This window comes from Nannocystis sp. RBIL2 (assembly GCF_026626745.1).
Classification (GTDB): Bacteria; Myxococcota_A; Polyangia; order Nannocystales; family Nannocystaceae; genus Nannocystis.
Window position 1 is genome coordinate 4,040,388 of the sequence record NZ_JAPNJW010000001.1, and the last position, 21,257, is coordinate 4,061,644.

12 protein-coding genes are annotated in these 21,257 nt (G+C 72.4%); 7 read left to right on the forward strand and 5 right to left on the reverse strand.

Going from position 1 to position 21,257, the window contains the following annotated elements; genetic code table 11:
• Positions 1-173: 173 nt before the first annotated feature.
• Both OV090_RS15840 and OV090_RS15845 read left to right on the forward strand, forming a co-directional pair.
• Positions 174-866 (forward strand): hypothetical protein, encoded by a 693-nt coding sequence (locus tag OV090_RS15840; RefSeq protein WP_267704499.1) that lies wholly within the window; start codon positions 174-176, stop codon positions 864-866.
• Positions 867-959: 93 nt separating this feature from the next.
• On the forward strand, positions 960-1,403 hold the full coding sequence (locus OV090_RS15845) for a DedA family protein (RefSeq protein ID WP_267704500.1): 444 nt from the start codon (positions 960-962) through the stop codon (positions 1,401-1,403).
• A gap of 82 nt (positions 1,404-1,485) precedes the next feature.
• Here OV090_RS15845 and OV090_RS15850 read toward each other — a convergent pair whose 3' ends face one another.
• Positions 1,486-2,466 (reverse strand): ABC transporter ATP-binding protein, encoded by a 981-nt coding sequence (locus OV090_RS15850; RefSeq protein WP_267704501.1) that lies wholly within the window; start codon positions 2,464-2,466, stop codon positions 1,486-1,488.
• Between the two features lie 110 nt (positions 2,467-2,576).
• Here OV090_RS15850 and OV090_RS15855 point away from each other — a divergent pair, with 110 nt between their 5' ends.
• The 5 genes from OV090_RS15855 (at position 2,577) to OV090_RS15875 (ending at position 15,025) form a co-directional block, all read left to right on the forward strand.
• A complete protein-coding gene (locus OV090_RS15855) occupies positions 2,577-3,992 on the forward strand; it encodes a thioredoxin domain-containing protein (protein ID WP_267704502.1) in 1,416 nt (471 codons plus the stop codon).
• 84 nt (positions 3,993-4,076) lie between these two features.
• Entirely contained in the window at positions 4,077-9,350 is a 5,274-nt protein-coding gene (locus OV090_RS15860) for an ATP-binding protein (protein WP_267704503.1), read from the forward strand.
• A 137-nt stretch (positions 9,351-9,487) separates the two neighbouring features.
• Entirely contained in the window at positions 9,488-10,912 is a 1,425-nt protein-coding gene (locus OV090_RS15865) for an ATP-binding protein (RefSeq protein WP_267704504.1), read from the forward strand.
• Positions 10,913-11,036: 124 nt separating this feature from the next.
• The gene (locus OV090_RS15870) at positions 11,037-12,230 is read left to right on the forward strand and encodes a hypothetical protein (RefSeq protein WP_267704505.1); all 1,194 of its coding nucleotides are present in this window, start codon (positions 11,037-11,039) and stop codon (positions 12,228-12,230) included.
• Between the two features lie 152 nt (positions 12,231-12,382).
• Complete coding sequence (locus OV090_RS15875) at positions 12,383-15,025, forward strand: DNA methyltransferase (protein ID WP_267704506.1); 2,643 nt, start codon at positions 12,383-12,385, stop codon at positions 15,023-15,025.
• 14 nt (positions 15,026-15,039) lie between these two features.
• Here OV090_RS15875 and OV090_RS15880 read toward each other — a convergent pair whose 3' ends face one another.
• From OV090_RS15880 to OV090_RS15895, 4 genes are all read right to left on the reverse strand, one after another.
• Positions 15,040-15,732 (reverse strand): hypothetical protein, encoded by a 693-nt coding sequence (locus tag OV090_RS15880; protein ID WP_267704507.1) that lies wholly within the window; start codon positions 15,730-15,732, stop codon positions 15,040-15,042.
• A 93-nt stretch (positions 15,733-15,825) separates the two neighbouring features.
• A complete protein-coding gene (locus OV090_RS15885; protein ID WP_267704508.1) occupies positions 15,826-16,587 on the reverse strand; it encodes an NRDE family protein in 762 nt (253 codons plus the stop codon).
• On the reverse strand, positions 16,588-19,671 hold the full coding sequence (locus OV090_RS15890) for an efflux RND transporter permease subunit (protein ID WP_267704509.1): 3,084 nt from the start codon (positions 19,669-19,671) through the stop codon (positions 16,588-16,590).
• On the reverse strand, positions 19,668-20,900 hold the full coding sequence (locus OV090_RS15895; protein WP_267704510.1) for an efflux RND transporter periplasmic adaptor subunit: 1,233 nt from the start codon (positions 20,898-20,900) through the stop codon (positions 19,668-19,670). The genes OV090_RS15890 and OV090_RS15895 overlap by 4 nt, the downstream gene beginning before the upstream one ends.
• Positions 20,901-21,257: the final 357 nt, after the last annotated feature.

Genomic DNA, 21,257 nt, shown 5'->3' on the forward strand with positions numbered 1-21,257 from the left:
CGGTCATCGCAACGAGGCGTAAGTCCGGGGCCTGCTTGGGCCGTGCTCGAGAAGAGTGAACCTCGGCGACTGGCCGCAGGGCGAAACGACCTCAGCATTGCTGAGCTCGCCGCTCGCCAAATTCGGCCTCTGGAAATACCTCGCGCGAAATTGTCTCCTTACCGACCACGCCCATGCGCCTTTACCTCGACCTCACCGCCACCACGCTGCTCGCCGTCACGCTCACGGCCTGTCCCGGGACCGACAAGACGACGGCCGGCGACACCGATGCCTCGACGACCGGCACCACCGGCCCGACCACGGGCCCGACCACGGGTCCGTCCACCGAGCCGCCCTCGACCGACACCGACACCGACACCGACACCGGTGAGCCGAGCGCGCTGTGTCCCGATCACACCGCCGCCGACGCCTGCTGCTGCTTCGAGGCTCACGTCAGCCTCTCCTCCACCGTCGAGAACGTGTGCGGCACCACCAGCCTGTGTCCCGCGGTGGAGTTCGAGTGCAGCGAGATCGACCAGACCTGCACCACCGCCGACGAGGCCGCCGTGGACTGCGTGCTCGAGGCGCTGGCGGCCGGCACCATGATCGGCTCGCTGACGATCCACTACGACATCGACAACAGCTACGGCCAGCGCAAGATCGACGTCTACCTGCAGGGCGATCGCAAAGCCTACGTGGCGCACAAGGAAGAGCTCGACGCCAGCGGCTATTTCGAGCCGATCGGCCTCTACGACCTCCGCGAGGCCGCCCACTTCGACGCCTGCCGCGCCGAGCCGGACCTCCAGGCCAAGGCCGAATGCCTCAAGACCGTCGTCGAGGGCGAGGCCAGCGAGGTCTGCATCGAGTCCTTCGGTTACGAGACCTGACGGGCGCCACGCGCTCTTGCGGCCTTCGCGGCGAGCGCGGCGCGACGACCTCGCGTGACGCGAGCGGCGCGGGCGGGCATCCTGCTCTCTCGCGTGCCCGACTTCGCCGCCCTGCTCCCGCCCGCCGAGGCCTCGCTGCTGGCGCTGCTGGTGGCCAGCTTCCTCGCGGCCACGCTCCTCCCGCTCGCCTCCGAGGTCTGGCTGCTCGCGCTGCTGGCCGCCCGGCCCGACCTGTGGCCCACAGCGCTCGCGGTCGCGACCGTCGGCAACACTGCCGGCAGCCTCACCACCTACGCGCTCGGTCGCCTGGGCCGCATCGCAGTCGACCCCGCCGCGCTCGCCTCGCCGCGCGCCGCGTGGCTGCAGCGCCGCGGCCCGCCGGCGTTGCTGCTGGCCTGGCTCCCGTTCGTCGGCGACGCCCTGTGCGTCCTGGCTGGCTGGCTGGGGCTACCGGCCCTGCCGGTCGCCCTGTGGCTCACCCTCGGCAAGCTGGCCCGCTACGCCGTCCTCGTCTGGCTGTTCTTTCAGACGACATGACGCAGCCTCTCATCAAGACATGTCTTTTAAAGCATGCCCCCGAGGGCATGTCCCCGAGAACATGCCCCGAGTGCACCCGCGCTCAGCTGACCTTGTCGCGCCCGAGGCTGCTGTACACGTCTTCCAGGTCGGAGCGGACCTTGGACAGCGAGATCACCTCGACGTCGGCCAGCACCAGCTCCTTGAGCAGATGAGCCGCCCGCTCCTCGCTGCCGTGGATCCGCACGCGCAACAGGCCGCGTTCGTCCTTCTCGGGATCGGGCTGGGGCTCGCCCTTGTGCAGGGGCAGCACCGCCTCGATGAGGCCCTCGTGCTTGCGCAAGATCTCGATCGCCTGGACCAACCCGCGCGTCACCTGCACCTCGTGCAGGCGGCGGCCGACCTCGTAACGATTGATCACCTCGTCGACCGGCCCGTGGACCTCCAGCTTGCCCTGCTGGATGACCGCGACCGCGTCGCAGAAGCCGTCGAGCTCGCGCAGGATGTGGCTGCTGATCACGATGCCGACGCCCTCGCCGGCGACCTGGCGCAGCACCTCGCGCAGCTGGCGGCGGGCGAGCGGGTCGAGGCCGTCGGCCGGCTCGTCGAGCAGCAGGAGCTCGGGCCGGTGGACCAGGGTGCGCGCGATCGCCAGGCGCTGGCGCATGCCCTTGCTCATGTCGGAGATCCGCGCATTCGCCTTGCTGGCGAGGTCGAACACCTGGAGGAGCTCGTCGACGCGCTCCTTGGCGGCCTTGTCGTCCTGGCCGTAGCAATCGGCGAAGAACGTGAGGTAGCCGGCCGCGGTCATGCCGGGGTAGAGCGCGGTGCCGTCGCCGAGGAAGCCGATCTTCTGGCGGATCGCGTAGCGGTCGTCCCAGGCGTCGCGGCCGTCCCACAGCACCGTCCCGCGGTCGGGCTTCTGGAGGGTGGCGAGGATCCGCAGCGTCGTGCTCTTGCCGGCGCCGTTGGGGCCGATGAGGGCCAGCACTTCGCCGGCGCGGATCTCGAGGCGGAGGTCGCGGACGGCGTCGCGGACCCCGTCGTACGAGTGATTGACGTCGACACAGACGACGCGCTGCATGGCCTGGGACTCCCGTGTGGTGGTTCGCGGTGAAGACGCGGCCGCCGCCGGCCGATGTTCCCGCCAGCGTACCAGGCATCGCCGGCCCCTGCGCGGTACACTGCCGGCCGATGCCGCGTCCCTCGCTCCGCACCGCGCTCCTCGGCGCCTCGCTCGCGCTCCTGTCCTGCTCGCGCCACAAGGCGAGCACCGAGGCCCCCGCGGAGGCGCAGGCGACCGGCGAGAGCCCGCTGGCGCAGGCCGCCGCCGGGTTGCCCGGCTTCGAGACCAGCGGCGCCGCGCGCGACGTGCCGCATGAGCGCTTCTACGTCGAGGTCGGCGACGCGCCGGTGCGCGGGCCCGCCGACGCGCCGGTCACGATCGTCGCCTTCTCCGACTTCGAGTGCCCGTACTGCGAAAAGGGCCACCAGAGCATGCTCGCGCTCGAGAAGGAGTTTTTGGGCCAGGTGCGCTTCGCCTACAAGGCCTTCCCGCTCGAGTTCCACGGCTACGCGCTGGTCGCCGCGCTGATGGCCCGCTCGGCGCTCGAGCAGGGCAAGTTCTGGGCCTTCTACGACCGGATCTTCGGCCAGAAGGGCCTCGACCTCGAGCGCCTGCAGGACTCCGCGCGCGCCGCCGAGCTCGACCTGAGCAAGATCCAGGACGACCTCGAGGCGCTGCGCTGGGGCACCGCCGTGCAGAGGGACCTCCGCCAGGGCCGCCGCCTCGGCGTCACCGGCACCCCGGCGTACTTCATCAACGGCCGCCACATCAACGGCGCCAAGCCGCTCGAGCTGCTGCGCTCGGTGGTCCGCGAGGAGCTCGAGCTGGCGGCCAAGTGGCGCGAGCAGGGCGTCGCGCCGGAAAAGATCTACGCCCACGCGATCGCCGACGGCTACCGCGAGGTCCAGGTCCGGCGGCCGCGGCCCGGCCTCAAGCCCGACGTCATCTACCCGGTGCCGGTCGACGACTCGCCGCAGCGCGGCCCGGCCACCGCCCCGGTCACCATCGTCGAGTTCGCCGACTTCGAGTGCGGCTTCTGCGTGCGCGGCCACGACACGCTGGAGAAGCTGCGCCGCCGCTACGGCGACAAGATCCGCGTGGTGTTCAAGCACTACCCGCTGCCGTTCCACAGCCACGCGTTCCTGGCCGCGCGCGCGGCCATGGCGGCCCACGCCGAGGGCAAGTTCTGGGAGTTCCACGACCGGCTCTACGCCGAGAAGGCCCAGTTCGACGAGAACACGCTGCTGCAGATCGCCAAGGAGCTGAAGCTCGACGGCAAGAAGTTCAAGCAGCGCCTGCACGCCGCCGACGCCGACGCGCGGATCGTCACCGACCAGGACCTCGGCTCCACGCTCGGCGTGCGCGGCACCCCGGCGTACTTCGTCAACGGCCGCGCGGTCGACGGCGCGGTGCCCGAGCTCGAGTTCCGGCTCGTCATCCAGGAGGAGCTCGAGCGCGCGGAGGCGCTGCTGCGCGAGGGTGTGCCTCCGGCCGCCCTGTACCACCGCTTGGTCACGCCGAAGACCCCGGACGACCCGCGCTGATCGGCGCGGAACCGAGCCGCGTGCGCGCCTGCGAGCCGGCTGCCGACACCGCGAAGCGGCCGCCGATTGGGTGATACTTCCGCGGTGCCGGACACACCGACTGCGCAGCTGCCGGGCGTGCAGCTCCTCGAGGAGGTCGGTCGCAGCGCGCGGAGCGTGGTCTACCGGGCGCGGCGCGGCGACTTCGTGGTCGCCGTCAAGCTGCTGCGCACCGACGCCGGCGGCGACGCCGAGGCCGCGCTGACCTTCCGCCGCGAGGCCGCCACTCTGGCGACGCTGTCGCACCCGTGCGTGGTCCAGGTGTTCGAGATCGGCGACGCCGGCGGGCTGCCGTACGTGATCATGGAGTACGTCGAGGGCCGCACCCTGGCCGCGCGCCTGGCCGCCGGACCGCTGTCCGAGCTCGAGGCGATCCAGCTCGGCGTGCAGCTCGCGGGCGTGCTCGGCGAGGTCCACCGCCGGCGCCTGATCCACCGCGACCTGCGACCGCAGAGCGTGGTGTTCCCGCCGAACGCCAGCGGCTTCGTCAAGCTGGTCGACTTCGACCTCCGCCTCGACCCCGCGCCGCCGGGCGCCGCCGGGCCCGCGGCCTACCGCGCCCCCGAGCAGAGCGGCATGGTCGGCCGCACCGTCGACGCCCGCTCCGACCTCTACGCGCTCGGGGCCATGCTGTTCGAGGCCGTCTCGGGCCGCCCGCCCTTCCTCGCCCGCGACCCCGACGAGCTGCTGCGCCAGCACGCGGTGCTCGCCCCGCCGCCGCTGCGCGAGCTGGCGCCGCGCTGCTCGCCCGCGTTCGCGGCCGCGGTCGCTCGCCTGCTGGCCAAGGACCCCGACGACCGGTTCCAGTCGGGCGAGGAGACCGCGCGGGCCCTGCTCGCCATCGACGAGTCTGTTGCGACAGGTCCCTTCGGACATATCTCGAAGGACAGGCTCGACGGCCCGCTGGTCGGCCGCGAGCCCGAGCTGCGCCGGCTCGAGGAGGCCCACGCGCGCGCCCGCGAGGGCCTCGGCGGCGGCGTGCTGGTCACCGGCGAGCCCGGCAGCGGCAAGTCGCGCCTGCTCGCGGCGTTCGCGGCCGCGCGGGCCGACGAGGGCGTACCTGTCCTCGCGGTCAGGTGTCAGGCCGAGGCGCGGCCGCTCGCCGGCCTGCGCGCCGCCGTCGACCCGCACCTGCGGCGGCTGCGGCCCGACACCACCGCGCTGGCGGGCGGCGACGGCGGCGAGCTGGTGTCGGCGACCGTCGACGCCCTGGCGCTGATCGCCGAGGCCCACCCGGGCGCCGTGCTGTGGGTCGACGACGCCGAGGTCATCGACGAGGCGACCCTGGCCGCGCTGCGCCTGCTGGTCGGGCGGATCGCCGAGCTCCCGCTGCTGCTGGTCGCCGTCGGCCGCTTCGAGCGCTGGGCCGGCGAGCTCGACCGCGACGGCGCGTGCGAGTTCCTCGCCCTCGAGGCCCTGGCCGAGCCCGCGGTCGCGCGCCTGATGGCCTCGCTGCTGGGCCAGCGGCGCGTCGACGACGGCCTCGTGCGACTGGTCGCCAACCGCAGCGGCGGCCTCCCGCTCGGCGTCATCGAGTACGTGCGCGCCATGCTCGACGGCGGGGTGCTGCGGCCCTACTGGGACGTCTGGCAGGTCGAGGTCGCCGGCCTCGCCAGCCTCCACCTGCCCGGCGACGTCCAGCAGCTGCTGCTGAGCCGCGTCGCCCACCTCAGCGAGCGCACGCGCGACGCCCTGCGCGCCGCCGCGATCCTCGGCCCCGAGGTCAAGCCGGCGCTGCTGGCCCGGGTGCTGGCCCGCGGCTCGCAGGCGGTCGCCCACGCCCTCGCCGAGGCCGCCGCCGCTCGCCTGCTCGAGCGCGGCCCGCAGGGCGACTTCAGCTTCGTCCACAACCGCGTACGCGAGACCTTGCTGGCCGGCCTCGACGCCGCCGGCCTCGCCTCGTACCACCAGCGCGTCGCCGAGGCGCTCGACAGCCCCGACGTCGACGGCGACGGCCTGCACCGCCTGGCCCACCACTACCTCGCGGGCGACCATTCGAAGCCCGACCGCGCGATCGAGATCTGCCTGCGCGCCGGTCGCCTGGCTCAGGCCGAGTCGGCCGACGAGGACGCGTACCGCTACTTCCGCCGCGCCGACGAGCTGCGCGCCCGCGTCGGCCTGCCGCCCGACCCGCGCCTCGACGAGGGCCTCAGCGAGGTGTGCAGCCGCACCGGCCGCCACGACGAGGCTGACGTCCATGTCTCTCGGGCCATGTCCCGAGAGCAAGATCCGCTGCGGCGCGCCCAGCTGCTGCGCAGGCGCGCCCGCGTCGAGCTGTTCCGCCTCGAGCACAAGCGCGCGCTCGCCAGCCTGGCCGCCGCCTTCGCCGAGGTCGGCGCGACCATGCCGTCGCGCAGCCCGCTGGCGCTGGCCCTCAGCGCAGTGATGGGCCTCTTGGCCGCGCTGATCGCCGCCACCGGCGTCGGCCGGGCCCCGCCGCCCAGCCGCCCGCGCGCCCTGCTGCTGGCCCAGCTCTACGACGACGCCGTGCGCGTCGCCTACTTCGACATCCGCCCGGCCACCCTGCTGCAGGCCGTGATCCGCCAGCGCTACTACGGCGAGCGGCTCGGCCCCTCACCCGAGCTGGCGCGGGCCAAGACCGCGCTCGGCATCGTCTACGCCGCGGTCGGCCGCTCGCACTCCGCCCGCCGCTGCGCCGCCGAGGGGGTGGCGATGGCCACCGCCGCCGGCGACCGCCGCACCCTCGCGCGCGTCAGCTTCTACGCCGCCGCGATCCACGAGACCTGCGGCGATGTGCTCGCCGCCGAGCAGATGCTCACGCGCACCCTCGCCGACCACCACCGCTGGCTCGAGAGCTGGGGCCTCGCCTTCACCCACCAGCTGCTCGCGCTCAACCTCTGGGTGCGCGGCCACGACGCGCGGGCGCAGGCGGTCCTGCGCCGCCTGAGCGTCGAGCTCGAGCTCGAGGGCGATCGCACCACTCGCCAGGCGATGGTCTTCACCCACGCCCTGCAGGCCGTCGTGTTCGCCGGCGCCGGCCGCCGCGACGAGGCCCTGCGCCACCTCGGCCAGGCCCGCTGCGGCGGCGTCGCCTTCCCCGAGGACCGCGGCCAGCTCGCCAACCTCCTCGGCCTCGAGGCCATCACCCTCATCCTCCTGCAGGAGCCGATGGCCGGCGTCGACGAGGCCATCGCCCGCCTCGACGCCCTGCCGCTGCGCCCGCGCCAGGTCCCCTATCACGTCCGCTTCGCCTACGCCTGCGTCGTCCACGCTCGCCTCCACCAGGCCCTCGCCGCCCCGCCGGCCCAGCGCGGGCCGCATTTGGTCCGCCTGCGCGCCGCCGTCGACACCCTCGCCCTGCTGCCGAACCACCCGGTCCTGCGCGGCTTCCTCTTGCTTGGCCGATCGGGCATGTCCTGGATGACAGGTCTCTTCGACCATGCCCTTACGGACCTGTCCGAAGCGGAGCAGATCGCGTTCGCCAGCGAGAACCGGTGGCTGCGCTGCGAGGCGCTGCACCAGCGGGCCCACGCGCTGTGCGGCGCCGGGCGGGTCGACGCCGGCCGCCGCGAGGCGCGGGCCGCCGCCGCCCTGGCCGAGGAGCTCGGCTGGCGCCCGCGGGCCGAGCAGATCCGCCGGGCCTTCGACCTCGGCGCCGGCGGCGACCCGCGCGGCGCCGGCGACGGTCACCTCGGCGACGTCCAGGCCGCGCGCCTGCGCCGTCACCTCGACGCCCTGCTCGAGCTCAGCCTCGCCTCCGCCACCGCGCGCGCCTTCGAAGAGCAGGCGCGGATCGCCATCGACGAGCTCGCGCGCCTCCTCGCCGCCGAGCGCTGCGCTCTGTTCCTGTGCGACGACGCCGGCCAGCTCGAGTTCAAGGTCGGCCGCGACGCCCGCGGCAACGAGCTCACCGCCGACTTCGGGGTCGTGCGCGACGTCGTCGAGCAGGTCCAGAGCACGCGCGAGCCGGTCGTCGTGTCCGGCGAGGACCGCGGCGGCCGCGGCCGTCACAGCGCCATGGCGGCCCCGCTGATCCTCAAGGACCGCATGATCGGCATCGTCTACCTCGACAACCGCCTGGTCCGCGGCGCCTTCACGAGCAGCGACGTCGAGATCTTGTGCGCCATCGCCGGTCACATCGCCATCGCCCTCGAGACCGCCCGCGCCGCCCGGCTCGAGGCCCAGGTCGTCGCCGCCGCCCAGGAGAAGTCGGCCCTGCTCGAGCACGCCACCAGCGCCGTCGGCATCGGCATCGCCGTGCTGCAGCCCGACGGCGAGCTCGCGCGCCACAGCCCGATCCTCGCCGACATGACCAGCCGCTGGCCCTCCGTCGCCGACTGGTGGGCCGGCGCCGCCCGCCAGCTGCTCCTGCCCGAGCCGCGCCCGTGCCCGCACTGCGGCGAGATGCAGTCGCTCGGCCGCAGCGTCGCCGACCTCGTCCAGGACGGCGAGCGCCAGGTGTTCGAGATCACCTTCACCGGCCACTTCCACGAGCTCGACCTCAGCACCCCGGGACATGTCCTTTTGGTCAGCGACATCACCCCGCGCAAGATCTCCGAGGAGAACCTGCTCCGGCTCAACGAGGAGCTGACCTCCGCGCGCGACCAGGCGCTGGCGGCCAGCCGGGCCAAGAGCACCTTCCTCGCCAACATGAGCCACGAGCTGCGGACCCCGCTCAACGCCATCATCGGCTTCAGCGAGATGTTGGTCGAGGACGCCGAGCACCTCGGCAGCCGGCAGATGGTCACCGACCTCGGCAAGATCCGCATGTCGGGCGCTCACCTGCTCGACCTCATCAGCACCATCCTCGACCTCAGCAAGGTCGAGACCGGCAAGATGCAGCTCGAGATCGTCGAGTTCTCGCTGCCGGCGCTGGTCGCCCGCGTGTCCGCCATGCTCACGCCGATGATCGCCAAGAACCGCAACATGCTGGCGCAGGCGATCCAGACCGACCTCGTCACCATGGTCGGCGACGAGACCAAGGTGAAGCAGATCCTCTTCAACCTGCTGTCGAACGCCGCCAAGTTCACCACCGACGGCGTCATCACGCTCGGGGTCGAGCACGAGGTCGACGAGGCCGCGGGGCGCGACGACATCGTCTTCACCGTCGAGGACACCGGCATCGGCTTCCGTCCCGACCAGATCGACAAGCTGTTCCAGGACTTCTACCAGGCCGACATGTCGACCACCCGCAAGTACGGCGGCACCGGCCTGGGGCTGGCCATCGTCCATCGGTTCTGCCGCTTGATGGGCGGCGAGATCGGCGTCTCCAGCGAGCCCGGGATCGGCTCGACCTTCCGCGTCCGGCTGCCGCGCCACCTGGTCGCGGAGCCGCACAACGAGGTTCCCGCCGCCTGACCTGCGGCCGGCGCGGGGCTGCCCGGAGCGTTGCGCCAGGTCCGCAGCCCTGGAGAAAGCACGCAGGGACTTCCCTGCGGCCTCACGGGCGGACGCTGGCCCTCATGGGGTGCTTTTGGCGACAATGGCGGGGCCAGATGACGGACGGGCCCATCTTGCGGCGGTGGCTCTCGTGGGTCCATGGGCTCGTCCCGGCGCAACTCCGGCGCGACCCCGTCACGCGTCGTCGCTCGCAGCTCGCCCTCGGCATCCTCGGCGCCAACCTCATCGTCGGCAGCGCCCTCTTGATCCCGCTGGCGATGATCCGCGAGCACGATCTCCGCGCGATCGCCCTCGTCAACACCTGCGTCTGCTTGCTGCTGATGCTGCTCGGCGTGCTGTTCCTGCGCCGCGGCTCGCTGTGGCTGACCGGCAACTGGATCTGCGCGATCCTCTACGCCGGCTTCGTGTTCGCCACCTGGACCGGCGGCGGCGTGCGGGCCCCGTTCACGGTCTGCCTGGCCCTCCTGCCGATGCTCGCCGGCATCATCGCCGGCCGCCGCAGCGGCCTCGCGTGGGGCTGCATCAGCGTCGCCACCCTCACCGCCGTCTTCGCCGCGCAGGCCCGCGGCGTCGAGCTGCCCGAGGTCACCCACCCCGAGACGACCGTGCTGCTGGCCTTCGGCGCGCTCGCCGGCACCACGATCCTCCTCACCTGGATGACCGCGTTCTCGGAGGCGACGAAGGAGGCCGCGATCGTGCAGATCGAGCAAGCCTCGGCGCAGCTGGCGGCGGCGATCCAGGAGGAGGAGAAGGCGCGCCACGCCGCCGACCAGGCGATCGCCGCCAACGCCGCCAAGTCGGCGTTCCTGGCGACGATGAGCCACGAGCTGCGGACCCCGCTGAACGCGATCCTCGGCTACAGCGAGCTGGTCGTCGACGAGCTGCGCGACCGCGGCGGCGGCAACGAAGATCTGATCGACGACATCCGCAAGGTCCACGCCTCCGGCCGGCACTTGCTCGGGCTCATCACCGACGTCCTCGACCTCACGCGCATCGAGGCCTCGCGGCTCGAGCTGAGCCCGACCGACTTCGAGCCGGCGCGGCTGCTGCGCGAGGTCGCGGAGATCTTCATTCCCCTGGCCCTGCGCAACAACGACGTCCTCACCCTCGACCTCGGCGACGACACAGGCCCGGTCCACCACGACGCCACGCGCGTGCGCCAGGTCGTCATCAACCTGGTCGGCAACGCCATCAAGTTCACCCGTGACGGCACCGTGACGGTGCGGCTGCGCGGCGACCCCGACAAGTTCGAGGTGTTCGTCGAGGACACCGGGATCGGCATCCCGATCGACAAGATCGAGCGGATCTTCGAGCCCTTCACCCAGGTCGACGCCTCGAGCACGCGCCGCTACGAGGGCACCGGGCTCGGCCTGGCCGTGTGCCGACGCCTGGTCTCGCTGATGGGCGGCGCGATCGAGGTCCGCTCCTCTGTGGGGCGCGGCAGCTCCTTCACGGTCCGGCTGCCGCGGCGTTACACGATCCCCGAGCACACCGCATCCGTGACCACCAGCGCCTTCTGAGGCGCCGTCCGCACGCACTTTTCTCGGGTTGCGCCCGGCTCGCCGTCCGCCGTTCTCGCGCTGTGTGCTGGGGCACGAGTTCGCGCGTGACCCCACCGGCGACGCCTGGTAGATTCCGCGCGCCATGACGAAGGGCACCACGTCGCTGCTCCTCCTCGCTTGCTTCGCCGCCGCCGCCGGAGTCGCGGCCTGCAAGCGCCCGAACGCCGGCTACGCGCTGTCGCCGTGGGACGCCACCGCGATGTCCAGCTGCGACCAGCACGGCCCGCTCGCGCGCACCTGCAACCAGTGCAACGGCGGCGACCTCCAGGCCTGCCTCACCGTCGCTCACGATTACGAGTCGCGCCACGACCTGTCCCGTGGTTATCGCGACCTCAACACCGCGGCCAGCTTCTACGGCCGCGCCTGCGAGCTCAACTACATCCCGGCCTGCGTGCTGCTCGGCAATCACTACTCGGTGGTGCGCCCGGAGCCGCCGGCCCGCCAGGACGCGATCAAGGTGCGCGACGCCTCGTGCGCCGAGGCGACCGCCGCGTGCAGCAAGAAGGACGCGCTCGCCTGCCGCATCGAGGGCATGTGCCTGAGCGACGAGTGGCTGACCCGCAAGAGCCCGCCGGATGTCCCGAAGGCCATCACTGCGCTGACCTCGGCCTGCGAGCTCGGCGACGCGATCGGCTGCGCCCGCCTCGGCTGGCTGCACGCCGCCACCAGCAAGGACGAGTCCTCGCTGACGCAGGCGTTCGCCGCCTACCAGAAGGCCTGTGACCGCGAGCTCGCCGAGGGCTGCGTCGGCGTCGCGGCGTATCTTCAGCACGGCATCGGCACCCCCGCCGACCCCGACAAGGCCCGCGCGCTCGCCAGCGAGTGGTGCGCCCGCGGCTCGCTCGAGGCCTGCCACGCCGAGACCGGCCACTACACCGCGCTGTGGGCCCTGCTGGCCGACGACGCCGCCACCAAGACCTGGGCCCCGCCCGACACCAAGCGCCTCAACGCGCTCGACCTCCAGGTCGCGTGGTCGCAGGGCATCGGCCGCACCGGCTTCTGCGTCGAGCCCACCGGCGCCGTCGACAAGATCACCACCCTCGACTCGGTCGGCGACCCCGCGGTCGACCAGGTCCTGCGCGACACCGTCAAGGCGTGGAAATTCCCGCGCCACCCGAGCACCCCGATCTGCGTCACCCACGAGCACAACTTCGTGTTCGCAGTGCGCCCGTGGATCTTCCGCAACTACTACATCGTCACCAACCAGTGGGTCACCGCCCGCGGCGGCGTGACGATGCTCGACCACGACTGGCAGCGCCCCGCCCGCAACCGCTGAGCGGCCCGCCCATCCAAAGATCGTGATCGCGGATGCATGCAGTCTCGCATGCATCCGCGAATCGTTTGGTCGACCGCTCGAGCAGGATCGCTTCAGCCACGGTCGAGGCGGCGTCGCTGGACACGCGGCGAGCTCGCGTGCTCCCATGACCCATGCCCGAGCTCGCGCAGCGACTGGCCGAGTTCGCGGCCCACGTCGGTGGGCTCGCGGGCGACGAGCACGACGCGCGCGACGTCTGCGAGCGGCTGTTCCGCGCCTTCGGCTGGCCTGACCTTCACGCCGCCGGCGCCGAATTCGACGCGCCATCCCGGCTCGCCTGGAATCGCACCCTGCTGCTAGAGCTGCACCCTCGCGGCACCACCCTCGCCGGGCAATCTCGCCGCCTCTTCGAGCACTGGCAGTATCACACCTCGCACCCGCGCTACGTCGCCCTCTGCGACTTCAGCGAACTCCTCCTGTACGACTTCGCCACGCAGGTCCGGGAGCCGATCGATCGCCTCGCCCTCGCCGACCTGCCAAACGATCACGCCGCCCTGACCTTCCTGCTCCGCGAGCCGCGGCCGCCCGTATTCCGCAGCGACCGCGTCGCAGCCACGCGCGAGGCCGCCGCCCACTTCGCCGGTCTGTTCGACCTCCTCGTCGCCCGCGGCACCGATCGCGACCTCGCCCGCCACTTCACCCTGCGCTGCGTCCACGCCCTGTTCGCCGCCGGCCCCGGACTCACGCCGAGCGACCGCCTCGAGCAGGAATCACTCGCGTCGATGGAACTCTCCCGGGAAGAACAGGACCTCCTGGCCCGCGCCGCCGACCTCGACTGGTCGAGGGTGCAGCTCCCGGTGTTCGGCGATCTGTTTCAAGCCGCGATGGATCCCGCACGCCGCCACGCTCTCGGGGTCCACTTCACCAGCGAGGCCGACATCCAGCGGATGGTCCTGCCGAGCCTCGTCCGCCCCTGGCGCGAGCGCATCACCACCGCCGATTCTTCTGAAAGACAACTCGCCCTTCACGACGAGCTCGCGCGCCTGCGGATCCTCGACCCCGCGTGCGGCAGCGGCAACATCCTCTGCGTCGCCTACCGCGAGCTCCTCGAACTCGAGGCCGAGCTGCTCTCGCGCTTGCAGGCCTCACCCACCCGGAGCCGCCTCTCGCTCGCCAACCTCTGCGGCATCGACCGTGACCCGTTCGCAGTCGAGCTCGCGCGCATCACCCTGCAGCTCGCCGAATTCCAGGCCCGACGCGAGCTCGGCCTCTCGCCCCTGCACCCCGCCGCACAGGCCGACCTCCGCGTCGCCGACGCCCTCTTCGCCGACTGGCCGGCCGCCGACGTGATCCTCGGCAACCCGCCGTTTCAGGCTAAGAACAACATGCAGCGCGAGTTCGGCCCCGAGTATCTCCGCCGCCTGCGCGCCGCTTACCCGCAGGTCTCGGGCCGCGCCGACTACTGCGTCTACTGGTTCCGCAAGGCCCACGACGTCCTCCCGCCCGGCGGCCGCGCCGGCCTCGTCGGCACCAACACCATCCGCCAGAACGAGTCGCGCGACGGCGGCCTCGGCTACATCGTCGCCAGCGGCACCATCACCGAGGCCGTCGCCGCCGAGGTGTGGTCCGGCGACGCCGCGGTCAACGTCTCGATCGTCAACTGGACCCGGCAGCCCGACGTCCCGGGCAAAAAATTCCTCTCGTGGCAGACCGGCGACGCCGCGCACAGCCCCTGGCAGACCGTCACCGTCGAACGGATCGGCCCCTCCCTCAGCCCCGCCACCGACGTCAGCGCCGCCCGATCCCTGCGCATCAACCTCGCCGCCGCCTGCTGCTACCAGGGCCAGACGGTCGGCCACGACGGCTTCCTCGTCGCGCCCGCTGACGCCCGCGGCATGCTCGCCGACGCCGGCGCCAACGCGGCAGTGCTGTTCCCGTACCTCGGTGGCGACGACCTCCTCGGCCGCCGCGACGGCGCGCCGAGCCGCCACGTCATCGACTTCGGCGAGCGCGACCGCCTCACCGCCGAGGCCTTCGCCGCGCCCTTCGCCCGCATCAGCACCACCGTCCTGCCCGCCCGCCGCCGCGCCGCCGCCGAGGAGCAGCGGCGCAACGCCGCAGTCCTGCGCGCCGGCCCGAACGCCCGCATCAACCGCCACCACGCAGTCTTCCTCGATCAATGGTGGCGCCTGTCGTGGCGGCGCGGCGAGATGCTCGCGGCGATCGCCGGCCTCGCGCGCTACATCGCCTGCGCCCGCGTCACCCGCCGCCCGATCTTCGAGTTCGTCGGCCGGCACATTCGCCCGAGCGACGCCCTCGTGGTATTCGCCCTCGCCGACGACTACTCCTTCGGCGTCCTGCAGTCGGCCCTGCACTGGCAGTGGTTCACCGCCCGCTGCTCGACCCTCAAACGCGACTACCGCTACACCTCGAGCACCGTGTGGGGCGCGTTCCCCTGGCCGCAGGCCCCGACTGCCGCGCAGGTCCACCACATCGCCGCGGCCGCCCGCGCATTACGTCAGGTCCGCGCCGCCGAGATGGAGCGCCACCACGCCTCGCGCCGCGAGCTCTACCGAAGCCTCGACACACCCGGCCGCACCCCGCTGCGCGACGCCCACGAGGCCCTCGACGAGGCAGTGCGCGCCGCCTACGACCTCCGCGGCGATCCGCTGCGCTTCCTCCTCGACCTCAACCTCGAGCTCGCAGAGCAAGAGCGCGCGGGTCACCCGATCGTCGGCCCCGGCCTCGCCGCCCTGTCCCCGAGCCCCGAGCTACAGGCCGCCTGCGCCTCGTCCGACTGTATCGCCACGGCCTGAGCGGTGCGCCCCATTCAGCCGCGGGGCCACATCTTCGTGCTCTTGCGGCCCCACACGAACGACACGCCGAACGTGAACTCGCCGTGGTGGGCGTAGCTGAGCTCGCCGCCGGCTGCCTTCGCGTACGACGGCGTCATGATGTCGCGGCCGTCGATGCGGATCGCCACCCACTTGCTGACGTAGATCTTCAGGCCGCCGCCGACGTGGAGCGCGCCGTCGACCTTCTTGCCGATCAGCTCGTCCTTCGACGAGCCGCCGAACATGCCGCCGCCGGCGACGATGAACGGCGTGATGCGGGTCGGCAGCTGCAGGATGACGTGGCCGCGCAGGCCGAACAGCACCGCGCGCTGGCCGTCCTCGACGTCGACCTTCGTCGGCGACACGTTGCCTTCGAGCTCGACGCCGACGAAGCGGACCGGCAGGTACGCCACGCGCAGGCCGATGGCGAAGCCGGTCTTGAACGGGCGCGGCGGGTTCGGCGGGTCGACCCCGTAGAGGCCGTGGTCCTTGGCCCCGAACAGCGCGCCCATCAACCAGCCGACCTCGACCATGTGCATCTCTTTGCGCCACGGCGGCACCGGCTTCTCGGGCTTGGCTTCCGTCGCTTCGGCCTCCGCGACCGGCTCCTGAGCGCGGGCGAGCGACGGCAGGGCCAGGACGGACACGAGGACGGAGGCCAGGGCGACGAGGGTCGGGGTACGCGGCATGCGGGCTCCGGGCGAGGCGGACCATCATGTACCGCGAAGCCGGGCAAAAGACGAGCCCCCACGCGTCCGCGTCGGGCGGCGCGCTGCGCCCTTTTATGCGCCTGCGTACCGGAACTTGACCTCGGCGATCGCCGGGTGAGGCCCCGGCACCGTCGCCTGCTCGCGGCACACCGCCCAGCCGTCGGCCCCGAGCAGCAGCGCCGTCGACACGCGCGTCCCGTAGCCCGGCATGGCGATGCACAGCGGCGACAGGGCCCGCTCGAGCTCGAGCCCGACGCCCGTGTCGGGCAACTCCGCGTCGGCCGCCGGCTTCGCGTCGGCCAGCATCGCCACGATCGCCGCCGGCTCGATCGCCTCGCCCGTCAAGAGCCGCGCCAGCCCCGACTTGCCGCGCACCACCTTCGGCCACGGCGTGTCGAGGGCCGCGTTGCTGATCCCGTACAGCCCCGGCTCAAGGCGCAGTCGGTCGCCTGTCTTGTTGTTCATGTACCAAACGCCATGCGGATCGCCGCACACCAGGTTGAAGCCGGCGTACTGCTCGCCCGCGATCGCCCCCACGTACGCCTCCGGGCCCGCCGCGCCGCGCAGGTAGTCGGCCACCAGCGCCCCGCGCGAGCGGACGTCGAGGCGGATGTCCGAGGGGTCACGTACGTTCGTCAGCGCCGCCCAGCGGCCGCGACGGGTCACCCCGAACCACGTCCCGCCGGCCTGCAGGTCGCGCCCGGCGAACAGCTGCGGCGCCTCGCGCCACCACCCGGCCGGCGCGGTCTTGCGGGCGTAGAACTCGTCGCGGTTGGCCGCCAGCACCAGCGGGTAGCGGGGATGGACCCCGAGCGCGAACAGCAGGGTACACACTCAGACCTCGTCCTTCTGCCCGCGGAGCCGCCGGCCGGCCCGCGACAGCGCGTTGCCGGCGTCGTCGAACAGCGAGTAGGCGACCGGCACGATGAGCAGCGTGATCAGCAGCGACAGCGCCTGCCCGCCGATGATGACCTTGGCCATCGACGCCCGCGAGGCCGCGCCGGGGCCCTTGCCGAGGGCGATCGGGATCATGCCGGCGATCAGCGTGATCGTCGTCATCAAGATCGGCCGCAGGCGGGTCTTGTTGGCCTCGACGATCGCCGCGTCGCGGGCCTCGCCGCGCTCGCGCAATGTGTTGGTGTAGTCGACCTGCAGGATGCCGTTCTTCTTGATGATCCCGAACAGCATGAACACGCCGAACGTCGAGTAGATGTTGAGCGTGTCGCCGAGCAGCATCAATGACAGCAGCGCGAACGGCAGCGACAGCGGCAGCGACAGCATGATCGTCACCGGGTGCAGCAGGCTCTCGAACTGCGCCGCCAGGACCATGTACATGAACAGGAACGACAGGGCGAGCGCGCCGAGGAAGTTCGTGATCGTCTCGCTCATGGTCTTCGCCCGCCCGGTGAAGACCACCTCGTACTCCGGCGGCAGCTTCATCTCGCCGATCATCGCCTGCACGCGCGCCACCGCGTCGCCGAGCGGCAGGCCGTCGAGGTTGGCCCCCAGCTCGACCTGGCGGATCCGCCCCAATCGATCGATCTGCGCCGGCCCGCGCTCGCGCTCGAACTCCGCCAGCGCCTCGAGGCGGATAAGCCCGCTGCGCGCCTGGATCGGCAGGCCGCGCAGCGAGTCGACGTCGCGCCGGTCCTCCGGCCGCAGGCGCAGCCACAGGTCGTACTGCTCGGCGCCCTCGCGGATCTTCGAGATCGGCTCGCCGCCGACCATCGTCCGCAGCGCCGCCGCGATCTCGCCGGCGCGCACCCCGAGGTCGGCGGCGCGGTCGCGGTCGATCTTGACCCGCACCTCCGGCTTGCGCACCGCCGCCGACGAGTCGATGTCCACGAACCCGGGGACCTCGGCCATCTTCGCCATCAGGGTCGCGGTGTACTCGCCGAGCTGCTCGAGGTCGGGCCCGCGCAGCGAGAACGCGAGCTGGGTCCGGCGCCCCCCGCCGCCCATGCCGCCGAGGTCCTGCACGCTCGGGCGCAGGTCCGGGTACGGCCGCAGCGCCGCGCGGGCCTGCTTCTGCACCGCGTCGAGCGGGTAGTCGCGGTGCTCGATGTCCGTCACCTGCACGTAGATCTGGACCTCCGTGACGTCGTCGCCGCCGCGGGCCGCACCGATGCTGGTAAACAGCCGCTCGACCCCGCGGAGCTCGCGGAGGTGGCCCTCGATGCGCGCCGCCATCGCCGAGCTCGCCCCGAGGCTCGAGCCCTCGGGCATCGTCAGCACCACCATGAACTCGCTGGTGTCGTCCTTGGGGATGAAGTCCTTGCCGATGCGCTGGCCCAGCGGCACCACCATCGCCACGGTCGCCAGCGACAGCGCGACCACCAGCCAGCGCCAGTTCAGCGACCAACGCACCAGCCACGCGTAGCCACGGTCGAGCCCGTCGTTGAGGCGCGCGACCAGGCTCGGCCTGTGCCGGTCCTTCGGCTTCGGCGGCTTCAGCAGGCGCGAGCACAGCATCGGCGTCAGCGTCAGCGACACGAACAGCGACACCCCGATCGAGAACGCGGTGGTGATGCCGAACGAGCGCCAGAACCGGCCGATGCGGCCCTCCATGAACGCCGTCGGCAGGAAGATGACGATCAGCGACAGGGTGGTGGCGAACACCGCCAGGGTGATCTCGCGCGTCCCTTCGATCGCCGCCTGCACCGGCGGCTCGCCGTGCTCGACCCGGCGGTACACGTTCTCGAGCACCACGATCGCGTCGTCGATGACGATGCCGACCGCCAGAGTCAGCGCCAGCAGGGTGAAGTTGTTCAGCGTGTAGTCGAGCGCGTTGAGGACCGCGAAGGTCGTGACGATCGAGCACGGGATCGCCAGCGCCGCGATCAGCGTCGAGCGCAGCGAGCCCATGAACAGCAGCACGGACACGCTGGCGAGCAGGGCGCCGAGGACCAGGTGGAGCTCGACCTCGTGGATCGAGCGGCGGATGAAGCGCGAGGCGTCGCGGATCGGCGTGACCTCGATGTCGCCCGGCAGGCTGCGCTTCAGCCTCGCGATGCGCTTCTCGATCGAGTCGACCACCTCGACCGTGTTGGTGCCGGCCTGCTTCTGCACCACCAGCGCGACCGCGTTCTCGCCGTCGAGCCGCGACAGCGAGCGCGGGTCCTCGGTGCTGTCCTCGACCTCGGCGATCTGGCCGAGCAGCACCGGCGCGCCCTGGCGCTCGGCGACCACCAGCCGCCGCAGCTCGCGCGCGTCCTGCACGCGGGCCATCGTGCGCAGCACCTCCTCGCGCCCCGAGCTCTCGAGCCGCCCGCCCGGCAGCTCGAGGTTCTGCTGCTCGATCGCCTGCCGCACCTGCTGGATCGACAGCCCCTGGGCCGCCAGCGCGTCGGCGTCGAGCAGCACGTTGAAGGCGCGCCGCTGCCCGCCGGTCAGCTGGATCTGCCCGACCCCGGCGACCCCCTGCAGCGGCTCCAGCACCTGCTTGCGCGCCAGCTCGGTGACCTCGCGCAGGTCGCGGCGGTCCGACGACACCACCAGAGTGATCACCGGGACCGCAGTCGTGTCGAAGCGGGTGACCACCGGCGGGTCTGTCCCTTCGGGCAGGTTCTTGAGCGCCGCCGCGACCTTGTCGCGCACGTCCTGGGTCGCCTGGTCGCGGTCGCGGTCGAGCAGGAAGTTGACCGTGACCACCGACACGCCCTCGAGCGACGTCGAGCGCAGCTCGTCGATGCCCTCGGCGGTGCTGACCGCGTCCTCGACGATCTTCGAGACCTGGGTCTCGATCTCCTCCGGGCTGGCCCCGCGCAGCGTGGTCGTCACCGTGACCACCGGGATCTCGACGTCCGGGAACTGGTCGACCCCGAGCGTGCGGAACGACAGCACGCCGAAGGTCATGCACGCGAGGATCAGCATCAGGGTGAAGACCGGCCGGCGGACGCAGATCTCCGACAGCGTCACGGCGTCTTCCCCTTCTCGCCTGCCCCTTCGGGCCTGTCCTCTCCTTCAGGCGCCGCCGTCGGCCCCGCAGCCTTCGTCTCCGCGCCCTTCTCGCCTGGCCCCGGGGGCATGTCCTTCGCGCCCTGTCCTTCGGGGCCTGTCCCGGCGGGCAGGCCCTTCGCCGCGCTGGGCGCCACCGGCGTGCCCGGGGCGATCAGCGCCGCCCCGCGGACGATCACCTGCGAGCCCGGATCGAGCCCGAGCACGATCGCGTCGCCGCCCTCCTCGGCGACGAGGTCGACGTCGTGGGCGACCGCCACTCCGGCCTCGACGCGCATCACCCGGTCGCGGCCGAGCACGTGGAACACGGCGGCCCGCGGCACGCGGACGCTGCCGGCCTCGTGCCCGAGCGACAGCGTCGCCACCGTGAACATCCCGGGGCGGAGCACGCTGCCGGCCGGCGAGAACACCGCCTCGACCGTGAACGTGCGCGTCGTCGGCGACACCACCGGCGACACCCGCGTCACCGCGGCCTGGACCGCGCCGGCGCCCTCGGCGATCTTCGCCCCCGCCTCGCCGGGCTCGCCGACCAGCGAGTCCTTGAGCGTCACCGTCGCCGGCGTGCCGACCTGGACCAGCGCCGCGTAGCGCTCGGGCACCTCGACCGTGAGCCGCAGCTTGTCGTCGGCGACCAGGTCGAACAGGGCCGTGCCCGGCTTCACGTACGTCCCCGGGGCCACGTGCCGCGCCGCGATCGCGCCCGTGAACGGCGCGCGCACCGTCGTGTCGCCGAGCTGGCGCGACGCCTGCGAGCGCTGCGCCTTGGCCCCCGCGAGCCGCGTCCGCGCCTTCTCGAGCTCCTCCTGCGTCGCCACCCCGCCGAGGCTCTCCAGCCGCTTCACGTCGATCTCCGCCTGCGCCAGCGAGGCCTCGACCTCCGACACGCGCGCGCGGTAGTCGATCGGACGAATCGCCGCCAGCTCTTGCTCGCGGGTCACGCGGTCGCCGAGGTCGACCTTCACCTCCGTGATCGGCCCCTCGACCCGTGCCGCCACCTGCACTTTTTCAAGCGCCGCGAGAGTGCCCGAGAGCGTCAGAATTCGCGGATGGGGCGCGGCCCGAGCCTCCGCCACCTCGACCGCCCGCGGCTGCGGCCCCGCGGCCGCCTTGCCGGTGTCGACCGGCGCGCTCGTACACGCCGCCGCGAGCAGGGCCGTGAGCAGGACGACGCGCGCGAGGGCGAGCGACACGGCCCTCACACTGTCCCGCAGCGCCGCCGCGGTCAAGCGGGACCGCCCCCGCCGCTGCACCCACGGCCCCGCCCGCTGCGTCCATGACCTCGCGCTTGCGCCGCAGTCGCTCGTGCCTGTGCTGCGCTCGACCGATCTCCTCGCGGTGCGACCGCCGAACTCGATCGCACCTTCGACTCGAGTCCATCCTGCCTTCGCGAACACGGGGCGAGCCCCACCTCGCATCGCGCTTCACCTCGAGCGCTCAGGGCATGGCCCGCGTCATCGACAGCGCGCCCCCGATCTTCCTGCGCGACGCACCGATCGAGTCGCGTGACACCTCGACAGTGGGGCACGCGATGCACCGCCGGGGTCCCT

Bases quoted from the DNA above. Each gene is read 5' to 3' on its own strand.
- OV090_RS15840 (WP_267704499.1), top strand. From the start codon at position 174: ATGCGCCTTTACCTCGACCTCACCGCCACCACGCTGCTCGCCGTCACG.
- OV090_RS15880 (WP_267704507.1), bottom strand. From the start codon at position 15,732: ATGCCGCGTACCCCGACCCTCGTCGCCCTGGCCTCCGTCCTCGTGTCC.
- OV090_RS15865 (WP_267704504.1), top strand. From the start codon at position 9,488: ATGACGGACGGGCCCATCTTGCGGCGGTGGCTCTCGTGGGTCCATGGG.
- OV090_RS15870 (WP_267704505.1), top strand. From the start codon at position 11,037: ATGACGAAGGGCACCACGTCGCTGCTCCTCCTCGCTTGCTTCGCCGCC.
- OV090_RS15850 (WP_267704501.1), bottom strand. From the start codon at position 2,466: ATGCAGCGCGTCGTCTGTGTCGACGTCAATCACTCGTACGACGGGGTC.
- OV090_RS15855 (WP_267704502.1), top strand. From the start codon at position 2,577: ATGCCGCGTCCCTCGCTCCGCACCGCGCTCCTCGGCGCCTCGCTCGCG.
- OV090_RS15875 (WP_267704506.1), top strand. From the start codon at position 12,383: ATGCCCGAGCTCGCGCAGCGACTGGCCGAGTTCGCGGCCCACGTCGGT.